Consider the following 26,067-nt stretch of genomic DNA (forward strand, 5'->3'; position numbering starts at 1 on the left):
ATAATCCTTCTTTTTCATTTTATTGAATAATCAGACCAATATAAATGTATACAGTTGACATAATTGAATACGAGTATTATAATATAATTAGAATTATAAAAGACGAGGGGGAGTAATAATGAAAATAAATAAAAATGAAAATAAAGAAAAAAGGGAAAAGAGAAAGTGTGGAATGATTACTTGTATTCATTGTATTTGTAATACTTGCACTTTAGATAAATGTGAATTTTATGAAAGAGTTTATAAACAAGAATATTAAATAAAAAGCTTCCAAAATTTAAATTAATTTTGGAAGCTTTTTATTTATTTTTATTTAATTGAATTATTATTTTTTATTTGGATATTTTTCTAAAGCAATCTTAAGTATATTCATAGCTTTTTTCAAATCTTTTTCATTTAAGATATATGCTATTCTCACTTCATCTTTTCCTAATCCAGGAGTTGCATAAAATCCTTCTGCTGGAGCAAGCATAACAGTTTCATTATCTATATCAAAATCTTTCAGAAGCCATATAACAAAGTCTTCTGCATCAACTACAGGTAGTTTTGCTACCACATAAAATGCACCAGTAGGTTTTTCACATATAACATTAGGCATTTCTTTTAGAGCATTATAAACTATATCTCTTCTTTTTTGATATTCGGCAAGTACATTTTCAAAGTAATCTTCAGAAACAGAATAAAGTCTAGCAGCTCCAATTTGTTCTAATGTTGGAACACATAATCTGCCTTGGCAAAGTTTTAATATTTGCTTTATTAAATCTTTATTTTTACTTGCAATAGAACCTATTCTTGCACCACATGCACTATATCTTTTAGAGATACTATCTACTATAATTACTCTGTCTTCAATTTCTTTAATGTTTCCAAAGCTAGTATAAGTAAGATTATCATATACAAATTCTCTATAAACTTCATCAGCAATGATGAATAAATTATATTCTTTTGCAAGACTTGCAAGCATTTGAATTTCTTCAGGAGTATATACTACACCAGTGGGATTACCCGGATTTGATAAAAGTATAGCCTTAGTTTTTGGGGAAATTAATTCTTCGATTTTTTCTTTTTTTGGTAGATGAAAGCCTTCTGTAGCTTTTGTAGTAATAGGCTTTACATTAACACCGACAGCTGAAGAAAAACCATTGTAATTTGTATAAAAAGGTTCAGGTATTAATACTTCATCACCATGGTCAGCTACAGCTATTAAAGAAAATAAAAGTGCTTCACTACCACCATTTGTGATAACGATTTCCTCGTGCTCAAAATTCATATCATATCTTTTGTAATATTTTATAAGTGCTTCTATTAATTCTGGCATACCTTGAGAAAAACTATATTTTAGTACTTTTTCATCAAAACTTTTTACAGCTTCAAAAAATTCAGTAGGAGTTTCTATATCTGGCTGTCCGATATTGAGATGATAAACTTTTTTCCCTTGTTTTTTAGCATTTTCTGCTATTGGAACTAATTTTCTTATTGGTGACTGCTGCATTGAAGTTATTCTCTTTGAAAAAATCATTATTATCCCCTCCAGTATTAATAATAAATTCACTTTTATAATAACATAAAATTAGAATAATATGTATATATTTTCTGCAAATTAAAAGAATTAAAAAAATAAAAATCATATTGACAAAACAACAGAAAATAGAATAATTGAAATAATTTTAAATCAAAAGAATACTTTACAGACAAATAGACAAGGGGATTGAATATATATTAATTTGTATGTATAAATTAATTTTTATATATATAAATTTATTTTGATAATCAAGTAAACTATGATATAATATATAAATAATTGGATGATTTGAAATTTATTATCATCTAATATTCAATAATCTTAATAATCTTATATTTTGGAGTGAATTAACAGTGAGATTAGTCCCCTTATCAGCGGTTAAAGAAGGTACTTTTTTAGGGCAAACTTTATATAATAATCAGGGTAAAATATTACTTAACAAGGGAACTAAATTAACAAGCAGATACATAAGTAAAATCCGAGAACATGGTTTTTATACTATTTATATAATAGATAAATACAGTGAACAAGAATTGGAAGATGTTATAAAACCTCAAATAAGACGAAAGGCGATAGATACTGTAAGAAATATTTACAATAATTTTTCGATAATGCATCAGCCTAATACAAATTTTTTTAAAAAAGAAAAATTAAAAAAAGAAAGCGAATCTAATATAGATATGATACAGGAAATGACAAAGGCAATAGTAGATGATATTTTTTCACAACCTAATTTGCTAATAAATTTAGTAGATATAAAGAATGTTGATTCGTATACATATTATCACTGTGTAAATGTTGGTATTCTTGCCTTGACATTAGGAATAGGATATGGTTTAAATAGAAATGATTTATATGATTTAACTTTAGGATGTATGCTGCATGATATAGGTAAAATATTTGTTCCTAAAGAAGTATTAAATAAAAAAAGTAAATTAACAGATGAAGAATTTGAATTGATTAAGGAGCATTGCGAAAAAGGATTTTTATATTTAAGAGAAAATACAGATATAGGACCTAGACCTAGAATAATAGTACTGCAACATCAGGAAAGATATGATGGTTCAGGTTATCCTAACAGTTTAAAAGGCGATGATATTAATTTATTAGCACAGATAGCATCTATAGCAGATGTATATGATGCTTTAACTTCTGATAGACCATATAGAAAAGCTCTACCTCCACATGAAGCAATTGAATATATAATGGGTTCAGGAGGAAGTTATTTTAATATGGCTTTAGTAAAGACTTTTTTGAAAAAAATAATACCATTTCCAGTGGGAACAGTAGTTAAACTGAGTAATGGATTTATAGGAACTGTCGAACAGATAAATTCTGAAATGATACTAAAGCCAGTTATTAAAATATTTAGAAATAAAGCCGAAGATATATCTCCTTTTTTATGTGATTTATCTAGAGAGAAAAATATTGTTATTACTGATGTAGTATATGAATTATAATTATTCTTAATTTCTAAATAATTTTTTACCATTTTCAAATAATATTTATACAGACAAATACTAAATCATGCTCCTGCTTACAGGAGTATTTTTTCTGAGAAAGGAATGAGATGAAATATGAAAAAATATTACATTGAAACATGGGGTTGTCAGATGAATGAGCACGATTCAGAAAAATTAGCTGGTATGCTGTCAAATATGGGATATACTAGCTGTGATAATAAAAAAGAGGCAGACCTCATAATTTTTAACACGTGCTGTGTTAGAGAAAATGCAGAATTAAAAGTTTATGGAAATTTAGGACAGTTAAAACCACTTAAAAAAAATAATCCTGATTTAATAATAGCTGTATGTGGTTGTATGATGCAGCAGAGTCATATAGTAGAGTATATAAAGAAAAAATATCCTTTTGTAGATTTAATATTTGGAACTCATAATCTTCATAACTTTCCAGTTTTACTTGCAAATTGCAGACAATCAGATAATATGATTGTAGAAATTTGGGATAGAGAAGGAGAAATCGTAGAAGGTATTCCTGTTATAAGAAAATACGGAATAAAATCTTTTGTCAACATCATGTATGGATGTAATAATTTCTGCACATACTGTATTGTTCCGTATACTCGTGGAAGAGAAAGAAGTAGAAAACCAGATGATATTTTAAATGAAATAAAAAATCTAGTAGCAAATGGAACTGTAGAGGTAACTTTACTAGGACAAAATGTTAATTCATATGGTAAAACTTTAGATAATCCAATAGACTTTGCAGATTTATTGTATCAGATTAATGAAATTGAAGGATTAAGACGAATTAGATTTATGACATCACATCCTAAAGATGTTTCTCCAAAGCTGATAAGGGCTTTAAAAGAATGTGATAAATTATGTGAACATATACATTTACCTGTTCAAGCAGGTAGTAATAGAGTTTTAGAAAAAATGAATAGAAAGTATACAAGAGAAAAGTATCTGAAATTAATAGAAGAAATACGTAAAGCTGTTCCAGATATAAGTATAACTACAGATATAATTGTAGGTTTTCCGGGAGAAACCGAAGAAGATTTTAAAGAAACTCTTGATTTAGTTGAAAAAGTTGGATATGATAATGCTTTTACTTTTATATATTCAATAAGGAAAGGTACTCCAGCAGCAAATATGAAAGAACAAGTACCTGATGAAATAAAACATGAAAGGTTTAATAGACTACTTGAAGTACTTCATAAATCAGTAAAAGAAAAAAATCATGCTTTGAAAAATAAAGTATTAGAAGTGCTTATTGAAGGTACGAGTAAAAATGATGATAATATACTCATGGGAAGAACAAGAACAAATAAAGTAGTAAATTTCAAAGGACCTAAAGAACTTATAGGAAAATTCGCACATGTTAAAATAACAGAGCCAAAGAATTTTTCATTATATGGCGAATTAATATAGATTTCATATCAATTAAGAGTTAAAAGTTTAGAATATAATAAAAAAGCTTTTAACTCTTAATTTTTAATTGTTTAATAAAGTATTAGAAATGTGTTTATTTTTGATATAAATTTATATAAAGCATATGCTATAATTTAATGTAAGTATTTTAATACTACTAAAATAGGAGGAAATTGAATGTCACGTTTAACTCCAATGATGAAGCAGTATTTAGAAATAAAAGAAAAATATAAAGACCATATTCTTTTTTTCAGACTAGGAGATTTCTATGAAATGTTTTTTGAAGATGCAGAAATTGCATCAAAAGAACTTGAAATAGCTCTGACAGGCAGAGATTGCGGATTAAAAGAAAGAGCCCCAATGTGCGGAGTTCCATATCATTCTGCTGATTCATATATTGCAAAATTAATTGATAAAGGATATAAAGTAGCAATTTGTGAACAAGTAGAAGACCCTTCAAAAGCTAAAGGTATAGTTAAAAGAGAAGTAGTCCGTATTATTACACCGGGTACTATCATAGACCCTTCTATGCTTAATGAAAAAGTTAATAATTATATAATGACATATATAGAAAATGAAAATGGAATAGGAATTGCATATGCTGATATTACTACAGGTGAACTTAAAACGACAGACTTTAAAAATTTAGAAAGTAAAAAGAAAGTTTTAGATGAAATAATGAAGATAAGTCCTAGAGAAATATTAATCAGAGAAGATTTTGACTATAATTCTAGTATTCTTAAAGATATTCAAAAAAATTATAATGTACTGATAACTAAGTATTATAATAGAGCATTTGAATATAAAAATTCTGAGGATATAATAAAAAAACATTTTAATATTTTTTCGATAGACAGTTTTGGATTAAATGATAGAAAGTTATGCGTTATAGCTGTAGGAAGTTTGTTAGATTATATTTATGAAACTCAAAAAGTTCCACTACTGCATATAGATAAGATAAATATATATAATTATGACAAATATATGATATTAGATAAATTTACTAGAACTAATTTAGAACTTTTAGAGACTATTAGAGGAAAAGATAAAAGAGGTTCTCTATTGTGGGTTTTAGATAAAACTTGTACTTCTATGGGAGCAAGAACATTGAGAAAATGGATTGAAGAACCTTTGATTGAAATTAAAAAAATAAATGACAGATTAAATTCTGTACAGATACTATACAATGATGTTATTTTAAGAAGTGAATTGAGAGAATTATTGAGTAAAATGTATGATTTAGAAAGACTTTCATCAAAAATTGTATATGGTAATGTAAATGCGAGAGATTTAATTTCCTTAAAAACGTCTTTAAAAGTATTACCAGAAATCAAGAGTAAACTTTCAGAAAAAAAATTTGAATTAGGAAAAATATTTGAAGAAATAGATGAATTAAAAGATATATATAATTTACTAGAAGAATCAATAGTAGATGACCCTCCTCTTTCAATTAAGGAAGGCGGAATAATAAAAAGTACATTTAATGAAAAGCTAAGAGAACTTAGAAGTGCTATAACAGACGGAAATAAGTGGATAATACAGCTTGAAGAAAGAGAAAGGAAAAATACGGGAATAAAATCTTTAAAAATAAGTTTTAATAAAGTATTCGGGTATTATATAGAAGTAACAAAGAGTAATATTAAAAATGTTCCAGACACTTATATTAGAAAACAAACTCTTGCAAATTCAGAAAGATATATTATGCCAGAACTTAAGGAAATTGAAAATAAAATTTTAACTGCACAAGAAAAAATTGTCGATTTAGAATATGAACTATTTAATGAAGTAAGAAATACTATTCTTAACAATGTAAATCGCATATTGAAAACGGCAAAAAATATTGCATCACTTGATGTTTTATTATCTTTTGCAGAAGTTAGTTCTATTTATAGATATAATAAACCCAAGGTAAACAATTCTAAGATAATAGAACTTAAAAATGCTAGGCATCCGGTTGTTGAAAGAGTTGCTGGAGAAGAACTATTTGTACCTAACGATACTTTGTTAGATGATGATGAAAATAGATTTTATATAATTACTGGACCTAATATGGCTGGGAAATCCACTTATCTCAGACAAGTTGCTTTAATAGTCTTAATGGCACAAATAGGATGTTTTGTCCCTGCAGAAAAAGCAGTAATTGGCATTGTAGACCGAATATTCACAAGAGTTGGAGCTTCAGATGATTTATCACAAGGACAAAGTACTTTTATGGTTGAAATGAGTGAGCTGTCCAATATTTTAAATAATGCAACAAAAAATAGCTTAATAATATTAGATGAAATAGGAAGAGGAACAAGTACATATGACGGACTTAGTATTGCATGGGCAGTTATAGAATATATAAACGATACAAAAATTTTAGGTTCAAGAACGTTATTTGCCACTCATTATCACGAATTAACTGAACTAGAAGATAGAATAAAAGGTGTTAAAAATTACTGTATTTCTGTAAAAGAATCAGGAGATGATATAATTTTTTTAAGGAAAATTATTAGGGGTGGAGCAGATAAGAGTTATGGAATACAAGTTGCCAAATTAGCCGGACTGCCAAAAAAAGTTATTGACAGAGCAAAAGCTATTTTAAAAAAACTAGAGACTAACGATATAAATAATAAAAGAGATTATAAAGATAGAGAAATAGCAGCAATTAATTTATTAGAAGATACACCTGACAATACATCTGACTATATTAATGAAAAGTTAAATGAAAAACAAATAAATCTATTTGATTATAAAAGCAGTGAAATAATTAATGAATTAAAAAATGTCGATATTATTAATATGACTCCAATGGATGCTATGAATAAGCTCTTTGAACTTGTAAAAAAAGCAAAGGCAATATAAGGTGATATTATATGTTTAAAAGAATAAAAAAACTTGATGAAAAAATTACTAATAAAATTGCCGCTGGTGAAGTTATAGAAAGACCTGCTTCAGTGGTAAAAGAACTTGTAGAAAATTCCATAGATGCAGATGCAAAGGCTATAACTATTGAAATAAAAAACGCTGGAAAAACATATATTAGAATTACAGATGATGGGATAGGAATATATAGAGATGATATAGAACTGGCCTTTGAAAGACATGCAACCAGTAAAATATCTAGCGATAGAGATATATATAATCTAAATAGTTTGGGATTTAGAGGAGAAGCACTCGCAAGTATTGCATCTGTTTCAAATGTAGAAATAATTACAAAGACTAAAGATGATGAATTTGGGATAAGAGCTGAATTTAGAAATGGCAAAATAGTTTATAAAAATGAAGTAGGGTGTCCTGTTGGAACTACAATTATTATAAAGGATTTGTTTTATAATACTCCTGTAAGATATAAATTTTTAAAATCAGATGCAACTGAAACTAATTATATAAGTATTCTTGTCAATAAATTAGCTCTATCTCATCCGGAAATTTCTTTTAGATATATTATAAATAATAAAAATATATTTACTACTCCGGGCAATAAAGATATATATTCAGCAATATTATCTATTTATGATAAAGAAATTGCAAAAAATCTTATAGAAATTTACAATAAAAAAGATGATGTGAAATTAAGAGGATATATTTCAAATATTAATTATTCAAGAGGAAATAGACAAATGCAGTCTATATTTGTAAATGGCAGATATATTAAGAGCAAAATAATCACAAAAGCTATTGATGAAGCTTATAAAACTTTACTACCTTTAAATAAATATCCTGCTTGTTTTTTATATTTAGACATTAATCCAAATATGATAGATGTTAATATACATCCGGCAAAAACTGAAATAAGATTTCATAATGAAGAATTTATTAAAAATTTTATTTCAAACACAATTAAAGAAAAGTTATTAAATACTAACTTAATACCAACTATTAAAATGGAAAAGAAATCTGCTAAAATGGATAATAATATATCTGAATTAGATAAAAATATTACTGTTAAAAATAAAGATATAAATATAGAAAAAGTTATTAATGATATATCAAAGCAATTAGTTATTGATACTACAAATAAAGATTTTTCTCTTAAAAAAAATGAATATATAGTTAAAGAAGATAAGCACTTATCAAAACCTAAAGAATATCCTTTATCAAATATTGATACTTATATCAAAAAAGCAGTAAATATTAGAAAAAAAGAAAAAAATACTGTTTTAAAAGAAAGTAACTTAAAATATGATGGAACATTTTTTGATGATTTAGTTATTATAGGACAGCTTTTTTCAACGTATATTATTTGTGAAAAAGATGAAAAAATGTATATAATCGATCAGCATGTAGCTCATGAACGAATACTATATGAAAAATATTTAAATAGTTATTTAAAAAGTGATATTATATCTCAAATATTATTAGAACCGATTATTATTGAGCTAAATTATTTGGATAAAGAAGTTATATTTCAAAATATGAATATTTTTGAAAATTTAGGATACAAAATTGATGACTTTGGGTATAATACTGTTATATTAAGGGAAGTTCCCGTTTTATTTGGTACACCAGTAGCTAAAAGTTTCTTTTTAGAAATTTTAGAAAAATTAAGCAATAATATAAAAAATAATTATGAATTAAAAGAAGAAAAAATTATTCAAACAGCATGTAAAAATGCAATAAAAGCTAATGATTCATTAAAATTTATTGAAATAGATAAGCTTATAAAGGAATTACAAGAAACAAAAAATCCTTTTACTTGTCCGCATGGTAGACCAATAATTATATCTATTTCAAAATCTGAAATAGAAAGAAAGTTTTTAAGAACGTAAGTAGGTGAGCTTTATGAAAAAACCTTTAATAATAATTGTTGGACCAACTGCTGTTGGTAAAACCAAAATATCGATAGAAGTAGCTGAAAAGATAAATGGAGAAATTATATCGGCAGATTCAATGCAGATATACAAATATTTAAATATAGGTAGTGCAAAACCTTCAAAAGAAGAATTGTCTAGAGTAAAGCATTATCTTGTAGATGAAATTGACCCTAAAACAAAATTTTCAGTATCTGAGTATAAACAAATGGCTCAAAAATATATTGATAAAATATTGAGTAAAAATAAGCTGCCAGTAGTTACTGGTGGAACTGGTTTATATGTAAATTCATTAATTTATGATATGGATTTTTCAAATACATCTGCAAATCCTAAGTTGAGAAAAGAACTTGAAGAATTACAAAAAAATTATGGTAAAAAATATCTACATAGAAAACTTGAAGAAGTAGATTCAAATGCTGCAAAAAGAATACATCCAAACAATGTAAAAAGAGTGATTAGGGCTTTAGAAGTATTTTATACAACAGGAAAAAATTTAAAAGATTTTAGTAGAGATTTAAAAAAGACAAATAAATATGAGTATGTTTTAATAGGATTGAATAGGGACAGAAAAAAACTCTATGAGAGAATAAACAAACGAGTAGATATAATGTTTGATATGGGGCTTGTAGATGAAGTAGCTAATTTATTATCTATGGGACTTACTGAAGATGATATTTCTATGAAGGGAATAGGTTATAAAGAGGTCATTGGATATATCAATGGCGAATATAGTTTAGAGGTGGCAAAAGAACTTGTAAAAAGAAATACTAGACGATATGCAAAGAGACAGTTAACTTGGTTTAGAAGATATGACGATATTAAATGGTATAATATTATAGAAAAAAGTGATGAAAATAAATTAGTTAGTGATATAATTGACTTTGTAGAAGGGAAAATAAAATTTATATAGAATTAATATTATATAAAACATAATAGGAGGTAAAACTACATATGAAATCAGCTGTAAATTTGCAAGATATTTTTTTAAATCAAGTAAGAAAGGAACATATACCTATAACTATTTATTTAATTAGTGGATTTCAAATCAAAGGTATAGTTAAAGGATTTGATAGTTATACTATCGTAATCGACAGTGATGGAAAACAGCAGATGATATATAAACATGCAATTTCTACTATTGTTCCTGTAAAATCAGTTAACTTCTTATCTAATAACAATAAAAAACAAGAAAATTAATATTAAAAATACGGCATCATGCCGTATTTTTATGTGTGAATATTTTTAAAATATTGATTTTGGGTGGGATGTTTTTATGTTAAAAAGTAGAAATATATTAAATACAGTTTTCAAAATTCATAATAAAATTTTGGACTTAGCTGAGATAGTAGAAGATGAAATAACTGGAAAATTCAAAGAATTAGATGATATAAAAACATATAATCAATATAAAGTTTTAAAAGCCATGCAGGATAATAGACTGAGTGATGTGCATTTTAATTGGAATACAGGTTATGGATATAATGATGCAGGGCGTGATACATTAGAAAAAGTTTATAGCGATGTTTTTAACACAGAAGATGCAATTGTAAGACCTACTATTGTATCAGGAACACATGCACTAACATTATGTCTTTCTGGAATATTAAGACCCGGAGATGAGTTGTTATCTGCTACATCAACTCCTTATGATACTTTAGAAGAAGTTATAGGAATAAAAAATAAAAACGGTTCATCACTAAAAGATTTTGGAATAGAATATAGACAAGTTGATTTTCTTTCAAATGGAGAAGTTGATATTGAAAATTTAAAGAAAAGTATTACTGACAAAACAAAAATGGTATATATACAGCGTTCAACTGGTTATGGATGGCGAAAAGCTCTTACCATAAAAGATATAAAGAAAATAATTGAAGAAGTTAAAAGTATTAGAAAAGATATAATTTGTATGATTGACAACTGCTATGGTGAATTTTTAGAGATATTAGAACCTACTGATGTTGGTACTGATATTATGGCAGGTTCTTTAATAAAAAATCCCGGTGGTGGATTAGCTTTAACAGGCGGATATATAGTAGGTAAAAAAAATCTAATAGAGCTCGTATCATATAGAATGACATCACCCGGAGTAGGTAAAGAATGTGGACTTACTTTTGGACTGACTAGAAATATATTTCAGGGACTTTTTATAGCTCCACATGTAGTTACCGAAGCATTAAAAGGAGCAATATTTTGTGCTAAAATTTTTGAAAAATTAAACTATGATGTATGTCCTAAATATAATGATAGTAGAAGTGATATTATACAAGCAGTAAAATTAAACTCTCCAGATAAAGTTATAGCTTTTTGTGAAGGTATACAAGAAGCTGCTCCAGTTGATTCTTTCGTAACACCTGTGCCGTGGGATATGCCCGGATATGATAGTGAAGTTATTATGGCAGCAGGGGCTTTTGTTCAAGGTTCATCTATAGAACTCAGTGCCGATGCTCCTATAAGAAAGCCATATATTGTATATTTTCAAGGTGGACTAACATATGAACATTCAAAATTTGGAGTTTTAAAAGGACTTCAAAAAATGTATGATAAAGGATTATTAGATTTATAAAAATAAAGGTGCAAAATAAAATGCACCTTTATTTTTATAACTTTCTAAATACTCCTTTTACAATTCCTAAAATTCTAACATCATTTACTATTATTGGATTCATAAAATCATTTTCAGGCTGCAATTTAATATAATTGTCCTCTTTAAAAAATCTCTTAACTGTTGCTGAATCTTCAAGTAGTGCAACAACTATATCTCCATTATTAGCATCTGATTGCTGTTTTACTAATACAAAATCATCATTTAAAATACCTGCTTTAATCATACTATCTCCAGATATTTTCAATATAAAATAATTACCTGAATCAATAAAATCAATAGGAACTGGAAAAGTTTCTTCAACATTTTCTACAGCTAAAATAGGTTGTCCAGCTGTAACTTTTCCAATAATCGGTATATTTGCAATTTCTTTTTCTTTGTTTTCAGATATAAATCTATTGAAATTTAATACTTCAATAGCTCTCGGTTTTGTAGGGTCACGCCTTATGTAACCTTTTCTTTCTAATCTGGTTAAATGTCCATGAACAGTTGAAGTAGACCTTAAACCAACAGCTTCACATATTTCACGTACTGATGGAGGATAACCTTTTTTTTGAATTTCTTGTTTAATGAAGTTTAAAATTTTAGATTGCTGTTTAGTTAAATTAGGTCGTTGTTTAGTTAAATCTGAACTCATCTCAGCACCTCACTATCATTTGTTTGTTATATTATAACATATTATATATATTTCTTCAAACATAAGTTCGATTTATTGTAAAAAAGTATACATTTTTATATAATATTTAAAATTTGAGGTGGAGATGATTTTCTATTATTATTTTGCTATTCGTCAAATTCTTCTAACCATTCAAATTGATTTATAATCTCTCTTTTTACATTTTTCTTATGAGCTGCATATAATTGAGTAGTAGTAACATTATCATGATCTAAAAGATTTTGAACATCATATATAGAAAATCCATATTGAATTAGAGAAGATGCTGCCGTAGCTCTTAGTTTATGAGGACTATATCCATTTTCTCTAGATGTACTGAGGGCTATTGAAGTATATTTTTTTACAAGCTCTCGTATTGCTCTTTTAGTCATTCTAGTTTTCTGTAGAGATAAAAATAGTGCATCTCTATGCTGTGGTGGTATGCTTTCAGATTTTGGTCTTTCCTTATTAATATAATCGAGAATAACCTTTTCAACTGATTTATTGAGGGGCATATTTACTTCTTTACCTCTTTTTCTATAAATTTTAAAATCACCTCTATTAAAATTGAAAGATGATATATTAAGTTGGTATAATTCATTCAATCTTAAACCATAGGTAGTGAATAGTATGAGAATAGCTTTATCTCTCAACTTAGTTTTTTTCCAGTAAATTTTTTCTCTTTCAGAAAGACCTGTCCCATTCTCAACAGCATCTAACATTATCGCTACTTCATCAATTTCTAATTTTTTAATTGCATCAGGCTGTGGTTTAGGAAGCTTGATAGGGTTAAAACCATCAGTAATATTTTTATCTAAAATTTCATCTCTATATAGAAATTTGAATAGGGAAGATAGGGAAGATTTTTTTCTTGCCAAAGCTCTGTTGTTATTTTCCATTATTATTTTTGCATTGGGTTTTTCTATTACATATCTTGAACAGTAATCTCCAATAAATCTATTTACATCACGTGCTTTTATCTTTTTAAAATCTTCTACAGTAATGGAATTTGTTGTTTTTGCACATGTAATATCAGTTTCAGAAATTAAATATTTACAGAAAAATAAAATATCATTTAAGTATGCATGTCTAGTTCTTATGGATACACTGTTTTTAAGAAAAATGAAATAATCCTTCATAAATGGAGGTAGTTGAGCTTCAATAGCTAAACAGCTTTCAATAAGTTGGTTTTCATCTTGAACGACATTATCTGGCTTTGATGATTTATTATGTACAACAATATTTTGTTTTGACATAGCAGTATACCTCCTGTAATTAGAATTAAGAATTAAAAATTATAAATTAAGAATTAGGAATTAATGATTTTGTAATTTTTTGTAAAATAAATAAAATAGTAAGTATCAATATAAGTAATAATATAATAAGTATATTAAAATTAAGATAATGAGTACATAATATATAACTAAAATATAATTAAATATAATTTAGAATAATTTAAAATTCTAACTAGTATTTTTATTTTATAGAAAAAATATCGTATTTTCAATACAATACAAATGCTAAAAATAATAAATAATTAAGAATTATAAATTAAAAATTATAATATATGTAAATTAAAAGTGAAAAAAGCTTGGATTTGTGAAAACCTAAGTGAAATTTATTATTTTTCATAAACTATTCCCTAAATATACATTTAAAGAATAGTTGGATTTTAAAATTTTAAAACTTAAATTTTAAACATCTATTAAATTTTTATCTTCTTCTACTGCTATTATTTTAAAAATCAAACTAAAAACAATGACAACTTGATATATAAAATTATAAACTATATAAAATAAAGCAATAAAATAAAACAATAAAGTAAAACAATTAAATATAAAATATAAAAATTAATACCTACAAGATTAAAATTTTATAGATTTAATTTATCTTGTAGGTATTAATTTTATTATACATTTAATTCTACATTTATACCCAATAATTCTTTATTTGCTTCTAAAATTGGTTTAATATTTGTTTCTATAAATTCGACAACTTGCTCAGGAGCTCTACCTACATATAATTTAGGGTCTAGAAGATTTTTTATTTCATTAATTGACAAGTTGAAAGAATCATCTTTTGCAATTCGCTGTAATAAGTCGTTTTCTTTGCCTTCTTGTTTTACTTTTTTAGCTGCTTCCATAGAATGAAGTCTTATTTTTTCATGTAATTCTTGTCTGTCTCCACCTTTTTTAACAGATTCCATAAGTATATTTTCAGTAGCCATAAAAGGAAGTTCCTGCTCTATATGTTTATATATTACCTTTTCATTTACAACTAAATTTGAAGTGATATTTATAGCAATATCTAATATTGCATCAACGGCTAAGAAAGTTTCAGCTATTGTAATTCTTCTATTAGCTGAATCATCAAGTGTTCTTTCAAACCATTGAGTAGATACAGTCAGTGCTGGATTTAAAGCATTTGTAATAACATATCTTGCTAATGAAGCTATTCTTTCACTGCGCATTGGATTGCGCTTGTAAGCCATAGCTGAAGAGCCTATTTGTTTTTTTTCAAAAGGTTCTTCAATTTCCTTTAAATGCTGCAAAAGTCTTATATCATTAGTCATTTTATGAAGACTTTGAGCTATTCCACTTAATACTGAAAGAACCTTATAATCCAATTTTCTTGAGTATGTTTGTCCGCAAACTGGAAATGACTTTTCAAAACCTAATTTTTTTGCTACTAATTCATCTAATTTTTTAACTTTTTCATGGTCGCCATCAAATAGTTTTAGATAGCTTGCTTGTGTTCCTGTAGTCCCCTTTGCACCTCTAAACATCATTTTAGATACTACGTATTCAATATCTTCATAGTCTAATAAAAGGTCCATTATCCATAGAGTAGCTCTCTTTCCTACGGTAGTTAATTGTGCAGGTTGAAAATGAGTAAATCCTAATGTTGGTAAATCTTTATATTTTAAAGAAAAAGAAGTTAATTTATCTATGCAGTTTAATAGTTTTTTCTTAATTATTTGCAGAGCTTGATACATTATAATTATATCTGTATTATCTCCTACAAATGCACTTGTAGCTCCTAAATGTATAATAGGCTTGGCTTTTGGACATTGACTGCCATAAGTATGAACATGTGACATTACATCATGTCTAGTTTCTTTTTCGATTTTTTTAGCTAATTCATAATCTATATTATCCATATTTTTTTTCATTTCTTCTATTTGTTCATCTGTAATTGGAAGACCTAATTCCTTTTGAGATTCAGCTAGAGCTATCCAAAGTTTTCTCCATGTTTTAAACTTATTGTCAGGTGAAAAAAGTTTAAGCATTTCTTTACTAGAATATCTAGTTATTAAAGGATTTTGATAAATAGAAGTCACAAAACCACTCCTTAATCATGATATTTTTATATAAATACGAATTTTTTATATATAGTATTATATAATATTTCGATAAATATAACAAATAATAGATTGTAAATTATATAAAAAAATTCGATTTATATAAAAAAATAAAAACCTGCTTAAAGCAGGTTTTTTGTATTTATTTTGTTATCTAGGCTGTACAATTAATTTTATTGCTGTTCTTTCTTCTCCATCGATTTCGATGTCTGTAAAAGCTGGAATACAGATTAAGTCCATACCGCTAGGAGCAACAAATCCTCTAGCAATAGCAACTGCTTTTACTGCTTGATTAAGTGCTCCAGCACCTATTGCTTGAATTTCAGCAGCTCCACGTTCTCTAAGAACTCCTGCTAAAGCTCCTGCAACTGAATTTGGATTTGATTTTGCTGATACCTTTAATACTTCCATTTAGTAAAGCCTCCTTCTTACTAATTTGATTATTTTGAGTAGTGTTTTAAATTGGGAAAAATCCACATTTTTTTAATAAAATTTTATGGAGTTATTTCCACTTATTACTATTATTCTACAAAAAAATAAAAATTCCTGCTTCTATATAAATAAATTAAATTAAAAATTTTCCTAAAATTTTCATTTTAATAATAAAAGAAGCTTAAAGCTTCTTTTATTATTATTTAGCATAATCAATTGCTCTAGTTTCTCTTATAACATTTACTTTAATTTGTCCAGGATATTCTAGACTATTTTCAATTTTTTCACTTATTTCTCTAGCTAATAATACCATGCTATCATCATCTATTTCTTCTGGTTTTACCATAATTCGAATTTCTCTACCTGCTTGAATAGCATAAGCTTTTTCTACACCTTCATAAGAATTAGCTATACTTTCAAGTTTTTCTAATCGTTTTATATATGTTTCAAGAGTTTCTCTTCTAGCTCCCGGTCTAGCTGCTGAAATAGCATCTGCTGCAGTAACTAATACTGCTTCAATAGTTTGAGGCTCATAATCTCCATGATGAGTAGACATTGCATGTATAACTTCTTCAGATTCTCTAAACTTTCTAAGAAGATTTATACCTATTTCAACATGAGTTCCTTCAACCTCATAATCTACTGCTTTTCCTATATCATGTAAAAGACCTGCTCTTTTAGCTATTTTTACATCTGCCCCTAATTCAGCAGCCATTAAACCAGCTAGATAAGAAACTTCTATTGAATGTTGTAAAACATTTTGACCATAGCTTGTTCTATACTTTAATCTACCTAATAATTTAACAAGTTCAGGATGTAAATTATGAATTCCAACATCAAAAGTAGCTCTTTCTCCTTCTTCTTTAATGTGAGCATTTATTTCACGTCTTGCTTTTTCTACCATTTCTTCAATTCTTGCTGGATGTATTCTGCCGTCTAAAATAAGCTTTTCTAATGCAACTCTTGCTATTTCACGTCTGATTGGATCAAAACATGAAAGAATAACTGCTTCTGGAGTATCATCGATTATTAAATCTACTCCAGTTATTGTTTCAAGTGCTCTAATATTTCTACCTTCTCTTCCTATTATTCTACCTTTCATTTCATCATTAGGTAGAGTTACTACAGAAATAGTAGATTCAGCAACATAATCTGCTGCACATTTTTGTATTGCATAAGAAATAATTTCTGTTGCTTTTTTATGAGCTTCTTCTTTAGCTTTACTTTCAATTTCTCTAATCATCACAACTGCTTCATGCTTTAATTTCTTTTCTAAATCACTTAAAAGCATTTCTTTGGCTTCTTCTGTTGTAAGTCCAGAAATTCTTTCAAGTTCTTCTATCTGTTTTTGATACAGCTCTTTAATCTCTTCTTCTTTAGCAGCTAGTTCCTTGAGAGTCTTATTTAAATGTTCCTCTTTCTTTTCAAGATTTTCTGATTTTCTATCAAGAGTTTCTTCTTTTTGTTGTACTCTCCTTTCCAGTCTTTGAATTTCATTACGTCTTTCTCTATTTTCCCTTTCAAATTCATTTCTTAACCTGTGAACTTCTTCTTTAGCTTCTAAAAGAATTTCCTTTTTCTTAGTTTCAGCTTCTTTATGAGCTTTAGAAATAATTAATTTGGCTTGTTCTTCTGCACTGCCAATCTTTTTTTCAGCAATATTTTTTCTTAATATATATCCAATCCCTATGCCAATCGGGGCTGATATTAAAATCGAAGATATAACGTATATATAGTTGATAGACTTCACCTCCTAATTAGTATTACTGTAAAAAAATATAAACCGAAAAAGCTCGGCTTAAAATCTTTTAAAAACTTCATAAAATACCTGGAATGGAGCTATACACACTGCTTCCTTTTAATTTTATATCTTTTTCTATATACTGTCAAGATAATAAGTTTGAACTCTGAAGTAATAAAAAAACCCGAAAATTTGTCGGGCTTTTTTATTACTTAGATTTAGAATTTTCTTTTTTAAGGTTATCTTTCGATTCATTTTTTAGTTCATTTTTTATAGGAAGATTGTAATGTTTTCTAACTTTAGTTTCAATTTCTTTTAGTAAATCTATGTTTTGTATTAAAAATTGTTTAGCATTTTCTCTTCCCTGTCCAAGTTTTATATCTCCATAGCTATACCATGACCCAGCTTTTTTTATGATATTGGCATTAACTGCACTGTCTAGTATTCCACCTTCTTTAGATATACCTGTACCATACATAATATCAAATTCTGCATTTTTAAAAGGAGGAGCTACTTTATTTTTTACGATTTTTACTTTTGTTCTACTCCCTATGATTTGGTCATTTTGTTTTATAATATCAACTTTTCTAACGTCCATTCTAATTGTAGAATAAAATTTCAAAGCTCTTCCACCGGTAGTAGTTTCAGGATTTCCAAACATAACTCCAACTTTTTCTCTCAACTGATTAATAAAAATTGTTGCAGTCTTGGATTTATTGATAATACCGGTTAATTTCCTCAATGCTTGAGACATCAATCTTGCCTGTAGTCCTACATGACTGTCTCCCATTTCTCCAGCTATTTCAGCTTTTGGTACTAATGCAGCAACTGAATCTACTACAATAACATCTACAGCCCCACTTCTTACTAAAGCTTCACATATTTCTAAAGCTTGTTCTCCAGTGTCAGGCTGAGAAACTATTAAATTGTCTATATCTATACCTAAATTTTTGCAGTATACTGGGTCGAGTGCATGTTCAGCATCAATAAAAGCTGCAGTTCCACCCATTTTTTGAGCTTCAGCAATGATGTGAAGAGCTATGGTAGTTTTACCTGAAGATTCTGGTCCATATATTTCTATAATTCTTCCTCTTGGAATTCCACCAATACCTAGAGCTATATCGAGCTCAATAGCTCCTGTAGAAATACTTTCAATATTCAGCTTAGAATTATCACCTAATCTCATTATAGAACCTTTACCAAACTGTTTTTCAATTTTTTCTAATACAGTATCTAAAGTTTTAATCTTTTCATTCATAATTTTCCCAGATTTAATCTGGTTTTCACCTACCTTTCATCTTAACGAACGCATGTTCTAATAGAATTATATACTATCTTTCTTAATAGGTCAACTGAATATTTTAATATTTTTCAATAATTTTTCTTATTATATTTAAAGCTGTCATTGCCGAATAATTTCTAATTTTATTTCTACTTCCATTAAAATTATATTTATAATAAAATGTTTTTTCATCAGTAGAAACTCCAATATAAACTAATCCAACAGGTTTTTTAGATGTAGCCCCTGTCGGTCCTGCAATACCAGTTATAGATAGACATATTTTGCTGCCTGTAATATCTTTCAAACCTTCTGCCATTTCCATGGCTGTTTCTTTGCTTACAGCACCATATTTTTCAAGAGTTTCTCTTTTCACTCCAAGCTCATCTATTTTTGCTCTGTTACTGTAAGTAACTATGGCTCTATCTAAAACACTTGATATTCCCGGAATAGAAGTTAGTTTAGAAACTAGTAATCCACCCGTACATGATTCTGCTAAAGATATTGACACATTTTTTCTAATAAGCATATCACCAACTACTTCTTCTAAAGATTGATTGTTATAACTGTATATGAATTTATCAAGACGTTTTTTTATTTCTTGTTTGATAGGATTTATAAGTTTTTCAGCTTCTTCTAAAGATTTTCCTCTAGCAGTAATTCTTAAACTAAGTTCTCCTTCGTTTGCATATGTAGCAAGTGTAGGATTTGTCTGATTTGATATTAAATCTTGTAAAATCCATTCAAGTTTTGATTCTCCTATTCCAAAAAATTTTATTATATCAGATTTAATTATGTACTTGCTTTTTTCTGCAAGATAAGGTTTTACATAATTTTGAAACATCAAATTCATTTCTCTCGGCGGACCGGGCAGGCAAATGATAATTTTTTCATTTTCATTTAAAATAAATCCCGGTGCTGTTCCAATATCATTAGGTAAAACAATTGCTCCTTCTGGAATAAATGCCTGTTTTATATTATTATCAGTCATTTCTCTATTGATTTTTTCAAAATAATATTTGATTTTTTTTAATGAATCTTCATTGAGCTTTAATTCTTTGCCAATAAAGCGTGAAATAATTTCCTTAGTCAAATCATCTTGAGTAGGACCTAAACCTCCAGTAGTTATAACTATATCTGAAATGTCTAATGCAGTTTTAAATATATTTTCTAATCTATCAGGATTATCTCCTACACTAAAGTGATATAATACATTATAACCTAATTCATTTAGCTTGCGTGATAAGAAAAAAGTATTAGAATTGATTGTTTGCCCCATTAAGAGCTCAGTACCTACAGATAAAATTGAACAGTTCAATAATATGAGGCCTCCTTTTAGCAAGTTTTTTAAAATAAAACTTTCAAGTCTTAAATTATAAAAAATTACTGTCTTAAAACTTTTTTATTTACATATATATAATCGACACCTGAAATAATAGTTAGTATTACAGCAATCCAAGTAGCTATTGTATTAAAAGGCAAGTTTATTAAACTAAAAGGATAATTATTAAATAATATAGAAATAATCATAACTATTTGAGAAATAGTTTTTGCTTTTCCCCATGGACTTGCAGCAATAACTATTCCTTCTGCTGCTGCAATTGCTCTAAAAACACTTATAGTAAATTCCCTTGAAATAATGATTACTACAACCCATGCAGGCAATTTTCCCATTTGAACAAAAGACACTAAAGCAGCAGTTACTAGCAATTTATCTGCTAGAGGGTCCATAAATTTACCTAACTTTGTTATTTGATTTCTACTTCTAGCTATATACCCATCAAGGCTGTCAGTTAATGCAGCTAAAATAAATATTAAAGCAGCAATAGTAATTCCATAAGGAATTTTTGACAGTAAGAATACCATAAAAATAGGGATTAAAAAGATTCTAGCAATTGTCAGTTTGTTCGCTAAATTCATTAATAACCTCTCCTATCAAATCATATTCTAATGCATCTATAATTTTCACTTTAAAAAACTCACCTATTTTCAGCTTTTTATTTGACTGAACATAAACTATTCCATCAACTTCCGGTGCATCAAACTCAGTTCTGCCTATATATACATTTTCATTCTCAACCTTTTCTTCTATAAGTATATCATATATATTGCCTATCTTATCCATATTCTTTTTATAAGAAATATCTTTTTGCAGTTGCATTATCTTATTTAATCTTTCTTCTTTAATTTCTTGAGGAATTTGATTTGGAAATTTTGCAGCTGGAGTATTTTCTTCTAAGGAATATGTAAAAACTCCTAATCTGTCAAATTCCACTTCTTTTATAAATTCCAAAAGTTCATTAAACTGTTCACCAGTTTCACCCGGAAAACCTACTATTATGGAAGTCCTAATTGCAATAGAAGGTATTTTACTTCTAAATTTATTAATTAAATTAATGATAGATTGCTTTGTAGTTTTTCTATTCATCTTTTTCAATATTTCATCATTGCAGTGCTGAAGTGGAATATCTATATAGTTGCATATTTTTTTATTACTAGCCATCAAATCTATTAAATCATCACTTATAATATCTGGATAAGAATACTGAAGTCGTATCCATTTTATATTATCAATTTTGCTTAATTCTTCAAGAAGCTGAGTTAATTTATAATTCCCATACAAGTCAATGCCATATCTTGTTATATCCTGTGCTATTATTATTAATTCCTTAATACCTTTGGAAGCTAAAATTTTAGCCTCTTCAATTATAGTTTCAATAGGTCTACTTCTATATCTGCCTCTTATTTTTGGAATTATACAGTAAGTACAGTAGTTGTCACATCCTTCCGCTATTTTCAAATATGCAGTATGAGATGGAGTAGTTAACATTCTAGGTAAATTATAATCTATATGAGCATTAATATCTTTTATATTTATATATCTTTTTTTATTTTCAATTAAATTTTTTATTACATCAGCTATTTCATCAAAATTTGTAGTTCCTATAAATGCATCTACTTCAGGAAGTTCCATAGATAATTCATTGAAATATCTTTGAGATAAACAACCGGTTACAATAATATATTTACATTTTCCTTCTTTTTTTAGTCTAGAAAGTTCTAAAATAGTATCTACAGATTCTTCTTTTGCACTTTCTATAAAACCACAAGTATTTATTATAATTACATCTGCTTCATATTCATTATCAACTATTTTATAATTATGTCTATCTAAAATTCCCAACATTATTTCAGAGTCAACTAAATTTTTTGAACATCCTAATGTTTCTAAATAGACTTTTAAATTCATTGTTTTATCTCCTCTCTTTTGCCTTGAAAAGTTTTTAAGATAAATATTTCAACTTCTTTTACTGCATCTAAAATGCTTTCATAATTAACCTCAAGGTCGTAATTTTTAAATTTATTAATAGAATATTTATAAAACGAATCATAATAATTGTCTATTAAATATCTTATTACATACCTATAATCTTTAATTTTTATTTTGTTTACAAGTTTTTCTACACTTTCACTCCCTAACCTCTTTTTTAAATTTAATATTGCTTCAATTATTTTTTCATCAACTTTTTCTTTATTTTTAATATAATCATTATAAATGTTGTCAATTCTATTTTCTATATTTGTATTTATTAAAATATGATAGCCATTATTCATAGCTTTAAGTATTTCATCTGGGATATTTATATTTCCAACTCTTTTGCTTTCGCTTTCAACAAGAACATACCCTGATTTATTATAATAGAGCTTGTTAAAAACTATAGACTCAAAATTTTTTTGTGTTGGAGGATTATCTGGAAATAATATATTGCCAAATACAGAACCTGAATTTTTAGCAATATACTCAAAATCAATTACTGGATAATTTAATCTTTCCAAATGCTCTAGTATATGTGTCTTGCCAACTCCTGTTAGCCCATGAAGTACTACAAATTTAATGTTTTTTGTTTTAGTTTCTATAAAATCGATTACATATCGTCTATAAGCTTTATATCCTCCTTCTAATTGATAAACATTGTCAACTCCTAAAACATTCAGTACATTGCAAACTGATTTACTTCTAGTACCACCTCTCCAGCAGAAAATAATTATATTTTTATATTTTTTCTTTATTTCTAATATTTGTCTATATATGCTTTCAAGTTTAGAAGATGCAAAGCGAAGTCCTAAACTCTTTGCTTCCTCTATGCTCTTATTTCTATATATATTTCCAATCAGTATTTTTTCATCATCATCTAATATGGGAATATTTATAGAATTTGAAATAGTTGCCTGCTTAAATTCTTTTGGAGAACGAACATCAATAAAAATTGAATTAGACAAGTTAAGTGCTGCTTCTATACTAATTTTATTTACCATAACAAATCATCACCCTATTACTATTGAAATTTTAAAAATTTATATAATAAATTGTTAAGAGTAAAACTAACTAGTTTTACTCTTAAATTCTTCAAATTCTTCTTTGCTGATTAAAACATTTCGAGGTTTACTGCCCTGACTTTCGCTAACTATTCCCCTCTTTTCCATTTCATCAATAATTCTGGCAGCTCTATTATAACCTATTCTAAACTTTCTTTGAAGCATAGAAATAGATGCCTGCTGAGAATTTACAACTAGTTCAATTGCTTCAGGAAGTAGCTCATCAACTTCTTCAGATTTACTAATTTCTTCAAAATTATCTAATATATCATCTTCATATGTAATATCTGATACTTGACTTTTTATAAAATCTACAACTCTTTGGACTTCTTCATCTGATACAAAAGCTCCTTGTACTCTCTTAGGTTTTGCAGAGCCTACTGGATAGAAGAGCATATCCCCTTTTCCCAATAGTCTTTCAGCTCCACCCATATCTAATATAGTTCGTGAATCAGCTTGAGATGATACTGCAAAGGCTATTCTTGAAGGAATGTTGGCTTTAATTACCCCAGTTATTACATCTACAGATGGCCTTTGTGTAGCTACTATAAGATGTATTCCTGCTGCACGAGCCATTTGAGCTAATCTACATATTGCATCTTCTACTTGGTTTGGAGCTACCATCATCAAATCGGCTAACTCATCTATTATGACTACAATCTTTGGCAGTTTTTCTTTATTTAACTGAATCATTTTATTATTATAGCTATCTAAATCTCTCACATTATTCTCAGCAAATAATTTATATCTATTTGTCATTTCCTGAACAGCCCAGTTTAGTGCAGTAGAAGCTTTTTTAGGGTCTGTCACAACTGGCATTAAAAGGTGAGGAATACCATTGTAATTGCTAAGTTCTACAACTTTTGGGTCTATTAATAAGAATTTTACTTCATCTGGAGAAGATTTAAATAAAATACTAGTAATAAGAGTATTTACGCATACACTTTTTCCAGAACCCGTTGCACCAGCTATTAACATGTGGGGCATTTTAGCTAAATCTGCAACTATTGGACTTCCAGAAATATCTTTTCCAAGTACAAATGTCAAACTTGATTTACTGTTTATATAAACATCACTTTCTATTACCTCTCTTAATGTAACAATTGTTGAAACATCATTTGGAACTTCAATCCCAACAGCTGATTTACCGGGAATAGGTGCTTCAATACGAATATTTTGTGCAGCTAAACTTAAAGCTATATCGTCAGCAAGATTTACTATTTTACTCACTTTTACTCCGGGACTAGGCTGAATTTCAAATCTCGTAATTGTCGGTCCTTTACTTATATGATTTACTCCAGCATCTACTCCAAAGTTATTTAAAGTTTCCTCTAAAATATCTGCTTTTTTAGCTAATATTTCTTCTTCATCTTTTTCAGAACTATTATTTTTATTATTATTTAATAAGCTTATATCAGGTAACTTATATTCACTTTCATCATTTGTATTAATTTTTAGATTTTCATTATTATTACCTGCACTATTACTTATTTTAGTAGCTTTTACTTCTATATTCTTTTTATCTTCATTTTTATTTAAATCCTGCTTATCACTATTAATGGTCGTATAATCAAGAATTTTAATTTTTTCATCAACTTCTTTTGATAAAGCAGAATTATCTATAATTGTCTTTTCACTGCCACCATTTATTGAAATTGTAATCTTAGTTTTCTTTTCTTTTTCTTTTTTTACATCATTAAGTTTTTGCCCAATAAACTTTAAAAGTTTTTTTAGTGATGATGTAAAAAAGTTAAAGAATTCAGCAATAGATAAATTTGTTGAAATCATTATTGATATTATAACTAATGTGGCAACTACTACATAACTGCCTTTAATTCCAAATAGATATTTAAAAAAGTAAGTAATAAAGCTTCCTAAAATTCCACTGCCCAGTCCTTCTTGACCTAAATAATAGACAGTTCGAAAACTAGTCTGATTAAATATTTTATCTGGCAAATATTTATTGTTTATAAGCGTGTAAATAATTATAAGACAAGTAAATAAAGTAAGTGAAGATATTACAAATTTCAATTTGATTTTTTTAAGCTCATTATTAAAAGAAAAAATACCATAAAATATTATTATATATGGAATTACATAAGAAGTTTTGCCAAGCAGTCCCATAAAAATACTTTTTAATAAAATACCAAATTTGCCTACTGAATTTGTATGTAAACTTAAAAGAGAAAGAATACCAAATGATATAATAAATAGTGAAATGATTTCATAGTTCTTTGTACGATTTTTACTCTGCTTTTTAGATTGTTTTTTATTTTGTCTTTTGTTACGTTTTGCCATGTTTCTCATTCCCTTCCTATGTATGTAAAAATAAGCTTATAAGTTTGAAAATCTTTTAATTTTATACTACAAGGTCAAAAAAATAAAAGTGTTAATAAAATCAACAC

19 protein-coding genes and 1 pseudogene are annotated in these 26,067 nt (G+C 27.4%); 8 read left to right on the plus strand and 12 right to left on the minus strand.

Annotated elements, in window-relative coordinates; translation table 11 throughout:
* Positions 1–118 precede the first annotated feature (118 nt).
* On the plus strand, positions 119–259 hold the full coding sequence (locus BUA90_RS12325) for a hypothetical protein (protein ID WP_159429977.1): 141 nt from the start codon (positions 119–121) through the stop codon (positions 257–259).
* A 66-nt stretch (positions 260–325) separates the two neighbouring features.
* Here BUA90_RS12325 and BUA90_RS00400 read toward each other — a convergent pair whose 3' ends face one another.
* Positions 326–1,519 carry a pyridoxal phosphate-dependent aminotransferase gene (locus BUA90_RS00400; RefSeq protein WP_072965393.1) on the minus strand — a complete coding sequence of 398 codons (1,194 nt, stop codon included), beginning with the start codon at positions 1,517–1,519 and terminating at the stop codon, positions 326–328.
* 356 nt (positions 1,520–1,875) lie between these two features.
* Between BUA90_RS00400 and BUA90_RS00405 the strand changes: the two genes are divergently transcribed.
* From BUA90_RS00405 to BUA90_RS00435, 7 genes and pseudogenes are all read left to right on the plus strand, one after another.
* Positions 1,876–2,982: an HD-GYP domain-containing protein gene (locus BUA90_RS00405; protein ID WP_072965395.1), complete on the plus strand. Its 1,107-nt coding sequence runs from the start codon at positions 1,876–1,878 to the stop codon at positions 2,980–2,982.
* Between the two features lie 120 nt (positions 2,983–3,102).
* Positions 3,103–4,416, plus strand: a pseudogene (miaB, locus tag BUA90_RS00410) (tRNA (N6-isopentenyl adenosine(37)-C2)-methylthiotransferase MiaB); the annotation flags it as partial.
* Between the two features lie 177 nt (positions 4,417–4,593).
* Positions 4,594–7,263: a DNA mismatch repair protein MutS gene (gene mutS, locus BUA90_RS00415; RefSeq protein ID WP_072965397.1), complete on the plus strand. Its 2,670-nt coding sequence runs from the start codon at positions 4,594–4,596 to the stop codon at positions 7,261–7,263.
* Between the two features lie 11 nt (positions 7,264–7,274).
* Positions 7,275–9,170 carry a DNA mismatch repair endonuclease MutL gene (gene mutL, locus BUA90_RS00420; RefSeq protein ID WP_072965398.1) on the plus strand — a complete coding sequence of 632 codons (1,896 nt, stop codon included), beginning with the start codon at positions 7,275–7,277 and terminating at the stop codon, positions 9,168–9,170.
* A gap of 13 nt (positions 9,171–9,183) precedes the next feature.
* A complete protein-coding gene (gene miaA, locus BUA90_RS00425; protein ID WP_072965399.1) occupies positions 9,184–10,125 on the plus strand; it encodes a tRNA (adenosine(37)-N6)-dimethylallyltransferase MiaA in 942 nt (313 codons plus the stop codon).
* A 41-nt stretch (positions 10,126–10,166) separates the two neighbouring features.
* Positions 10,167–10,412, plus strand: a complete 246-nt coding sequence (gene hfq, locus BUA90_RS00430) for an RNA chaperone Hfq (protein ID WP_072965401.1) — start codon at positions 10,167–10,169, stop codon at positions 10,410–10,412.
* Between the two features lie 76 nt (positions 10,413–10,488).
* The gene (locus BUA90_RS00435) at positions 10,489–11,778 is read left to right on the plus strand and encodes a methionine gamma-lyase family protein (protein ID WP_072965403.1); all 1,290 of its coding nucleotides are present in this window, start codon (positions 10,489–10,491) and stop codon (positions 11,776–11,778) included.
* A 34-nt stretch (positions 11,779–11,812) separates the two neighbouring features.
* On the opposite strand, the gene lexA is transcribed toward BUA90_RS00435, so the two are convergent.
* The 11 genes from lexA to BUA90_RS00490 form a co-directional block, all read right to left on the minus strand.
* Entirely contained in the window at positions 11,813–12,454 is a 642-nt protein-coding gene (lexA, locus tag BUA90_RS00440) for a transcriptional repressor LexA (protein WP_072965405.1), read from the minus strand.
* A 146-nt stretch (positions 12,455–12,600) separates the two neighbouring features.
* On the minus strand, positions 12,601–13,728 hold the full coding sequence (locus tag BUA90_RS00445; RefSeq protein ID WP_072965407.1) for a tyrosine-type recombinase/integrase: 1,128 nt from the start codon (positions 13,726–13,728) through the stop codon (positions 12,601–12,603).
* Positions 13,729–14,381: 653 nt separating this feature from the next.
* On the minus strand, positions 14,382–15,812 hold the full coding sequence (gene purB / locus BUA90_RS00450; protein WP_072965408.1) for an adenylosuccinate lyase: 1,431 nt from the start codon (positions 15,810–15,812) through the stop codon (positions 14,382–14,384).
* A 171-nt stretch (positions 15,813–15,983) separates the two neighbouring features.
* On the minus strand, positions 15,984–16,244 hold the full coding sequence (spoVS, locus tag BUA90_RS00455; protein WP_072965409.1) for a stage V sporulation protein SpoVS: 261 nt from the start codon (positions 16,242–16,244) through the stop codon (positions 15,984–15,986).
* Between the two features lie 220 nt (positions 16,245–16,464).
* A complete protein-coding gene (gene rny, locus BUA90_RS00460) occupies positions 16,465–18,006 on the minus strand; it encodes a ribonuclease Y (protein WP_072965741.1) in 1,542 nt (513 codons plus the stop codon).
* Positions 18,007–18,214: 208 nt separating this feature from the next.
* A complete protein-coding gene (recA, locus tag BUA90_RS00465) occupies positions 18,215–19,264 on the minus strand; it encodes a recombinase RecA (protein ID WP_072965411.1) in 1,050 nt (349 codons plus the stop codon).
* A 103-nt stretch (positions 19,265–19,367) separates the two neighbouring features.
* Positions 19,368–20,603 carry a competence/damage-inducible protein A gene (locus tag BUA90_RS00470; protein WP_072965413.1) on the minus strand — a complete coding sequence of 412 codons (1,236 nt, stop codon included), beginning with the start codon at positions 20,601–20,603 and terminating at the stop codon, positions 19,368–19,370.
* A gap of 65 nt (positions 20,604–20,668) precedes the next feature.
* A complete protein-coding gene (gene pgsA, locus BUA90_RS00475; RefSeq protein ID WP_072965414.1) occupies positions 20,669–21,205 on the minus strand; it encodes a CDP-diacylglycerol--glycerol-3-phosphate 3-phosphatidyltransferase in 537 nt (178 codons plus the stop codon).
* Positions 21,174–22,535, minus strand: coding sequence for a 30S ribosomal protein S12 methylthiotransferase RimO (gene rimO, locus BUA90_RS00480; protein WP_072965415.1), 1,362 nt, complete (start codon positions 22,533–22,535; stop codon positions 21,174–21,176). Before rimO ends, pgsA begins: the two co-directional genes overlap by 32 nt.
* The gene (gene mnmH / locus BUA90_RS00485; RefSeq protein WP_072965416.1) at positions 22,532–23,602 is read right to left on the minus strand and encodes a tRNA 2-selenouridine(34) synthase MnmH; all 1,071 of its coding nucleotides are present in this window, start codon (positions 23,600–23,602) and stop codon (positions 22,532–22,534) included. The genes rimO and mnmH overlap by 4 nt, the downstream gene beginning before the upstream one ends.
* A 66-nt stretch (positions 23,603–23,668) precedes the next feature.
* Positions 23,669–25,960 (minus strand): FtsK/SpoIIIE family DNA translocase, encoded by a 2,292-nt coding sequence (locus BUA90_RS00490; protein WP_072965418.1) that lies wholly within the window; start codon positions 25,958–25,960, stop codon positions 23,669–23,671.
* Positions 25,961–26,067: the final 107 nt, after the last annotated feature.

Origin of the sequence: Caminicella sporogenes DSM 14501 (genome assembly GCF_900142285.1) — a bacterium.
Classification (GTDB): domain Bacteria; phylum Bacillota; class Clostridia; order Peptostreptococcales; family Caminicellaceae; genus Caminicella; species Caminicella sporogenes.

What these genes read in the sequence shown, in the direction of transcription:
- BUA90_RS12325 (WP_159429977.1), top strand. Translation starts at nt 119, where the DNA reads ATGAAAATAAATAAAAATGAAAATAAAGAAAAAAGGGAAAAGAGAAAG.
- BUA90_RS00400 (WP_072965393.1), bottom strand. Translation starts at nt 1,519, where the DNA reads ATGATTTTTTCAAAGAGAATAACTTCAATGCAGCAGTCACCAATAAGA.
- mutS (WP_072965397.1), top strand. Translation starts at nt 4,594, where the DNA reads ATGTCACGTTTAACTCCAATGATGAAGCAGTATTTAGAAATAAAAGAA.
- mutL (WP_072965398.1), top strand. Translation starts at nt 7,275, where the DNA reads ATGTTTAAAAGAATAAAAAAACTTGATGAAAAAATTACTAATAAAATT.
- miaA (WP_072965399.1), top strand. Translation starts at nt 9,184, where the DNA reads ATGAAAAAACCTTTAATAATAATTGTTGGACCAACTGCTGTTGGTAAA.
- hfq (WP_072965401.1), top strand. Translation starts at nt 10,167, where the DNA reads ATGAAATCAGCTGTAAATTTGCAAGATATTTTTTTAAATCAAGTAAGA.
- BUA90_RS00435 (WP_072965403.1), top strand. Translation starts at nt 10,489, where the DNA reads ATGTTAAAAAGTAGAAATATATTAAATACAGTTTTCAAAATTCATAAT.
- lexA (WP_072965405.1), bottom strand. Translation starts at nt 12,454, where the DNA reads ATGAGTTCAGATTTAACTAAACAACGACCTAATTTAACTAAACAGCAA.
- BUA90_RS00445 (WP_072965407.1), bottom strand. Translation starts at nt 13,728, where the DNA reads ATGTCAAAACAAAATATTGTTGTACATAATAAATCATCAAAGCCAGAT.
- spoVS (WP_072965409.1), bottom strand. Translation starts at nt 16,244, where the DNA reads ATGGAAGTATTAAAGGTATCAGCAAAATCAAATCCAAATTCAGTTGCA.
- recA (WP_072965411.1), bottom strand. Translation starts at nt 19,264, where the DNA reads ATGAATGAAAAGATTAAAACTTTAGATACTGTATTAGAAAAAATTGAA.
- pgsA (WP_072965414.1), bottom strand. Translation starts at nt 21,205, where the DNA reads ATGAATTTAGCGAACAAACTGACAATTGCTAGAATCTTTTTAATCCCT.
- rimO (WP_072965415.1), bottom strand. Translation starts at nt 22,535, where the DNA reads ATGAATTTAAAAGTCTATTTAGAAACATTAGGATGTTCAAAAAATTTA.
- mnmH (WP_072965416.1), bottom strand. Translation starts at nt 23,602, where the DNA reads ATGGTAAATAAAATTAGTATAGAAGCAGCACTTAACTTGTCTAATTCA.
- BUA90_RS00490 (WP_072965418.1), bottom strand. Translation starts at nt 25,960, where the DNA reads ATGGCAAAACGTAACAAAAGACAAAATAAAAAACAATCTAAAAAGCAG.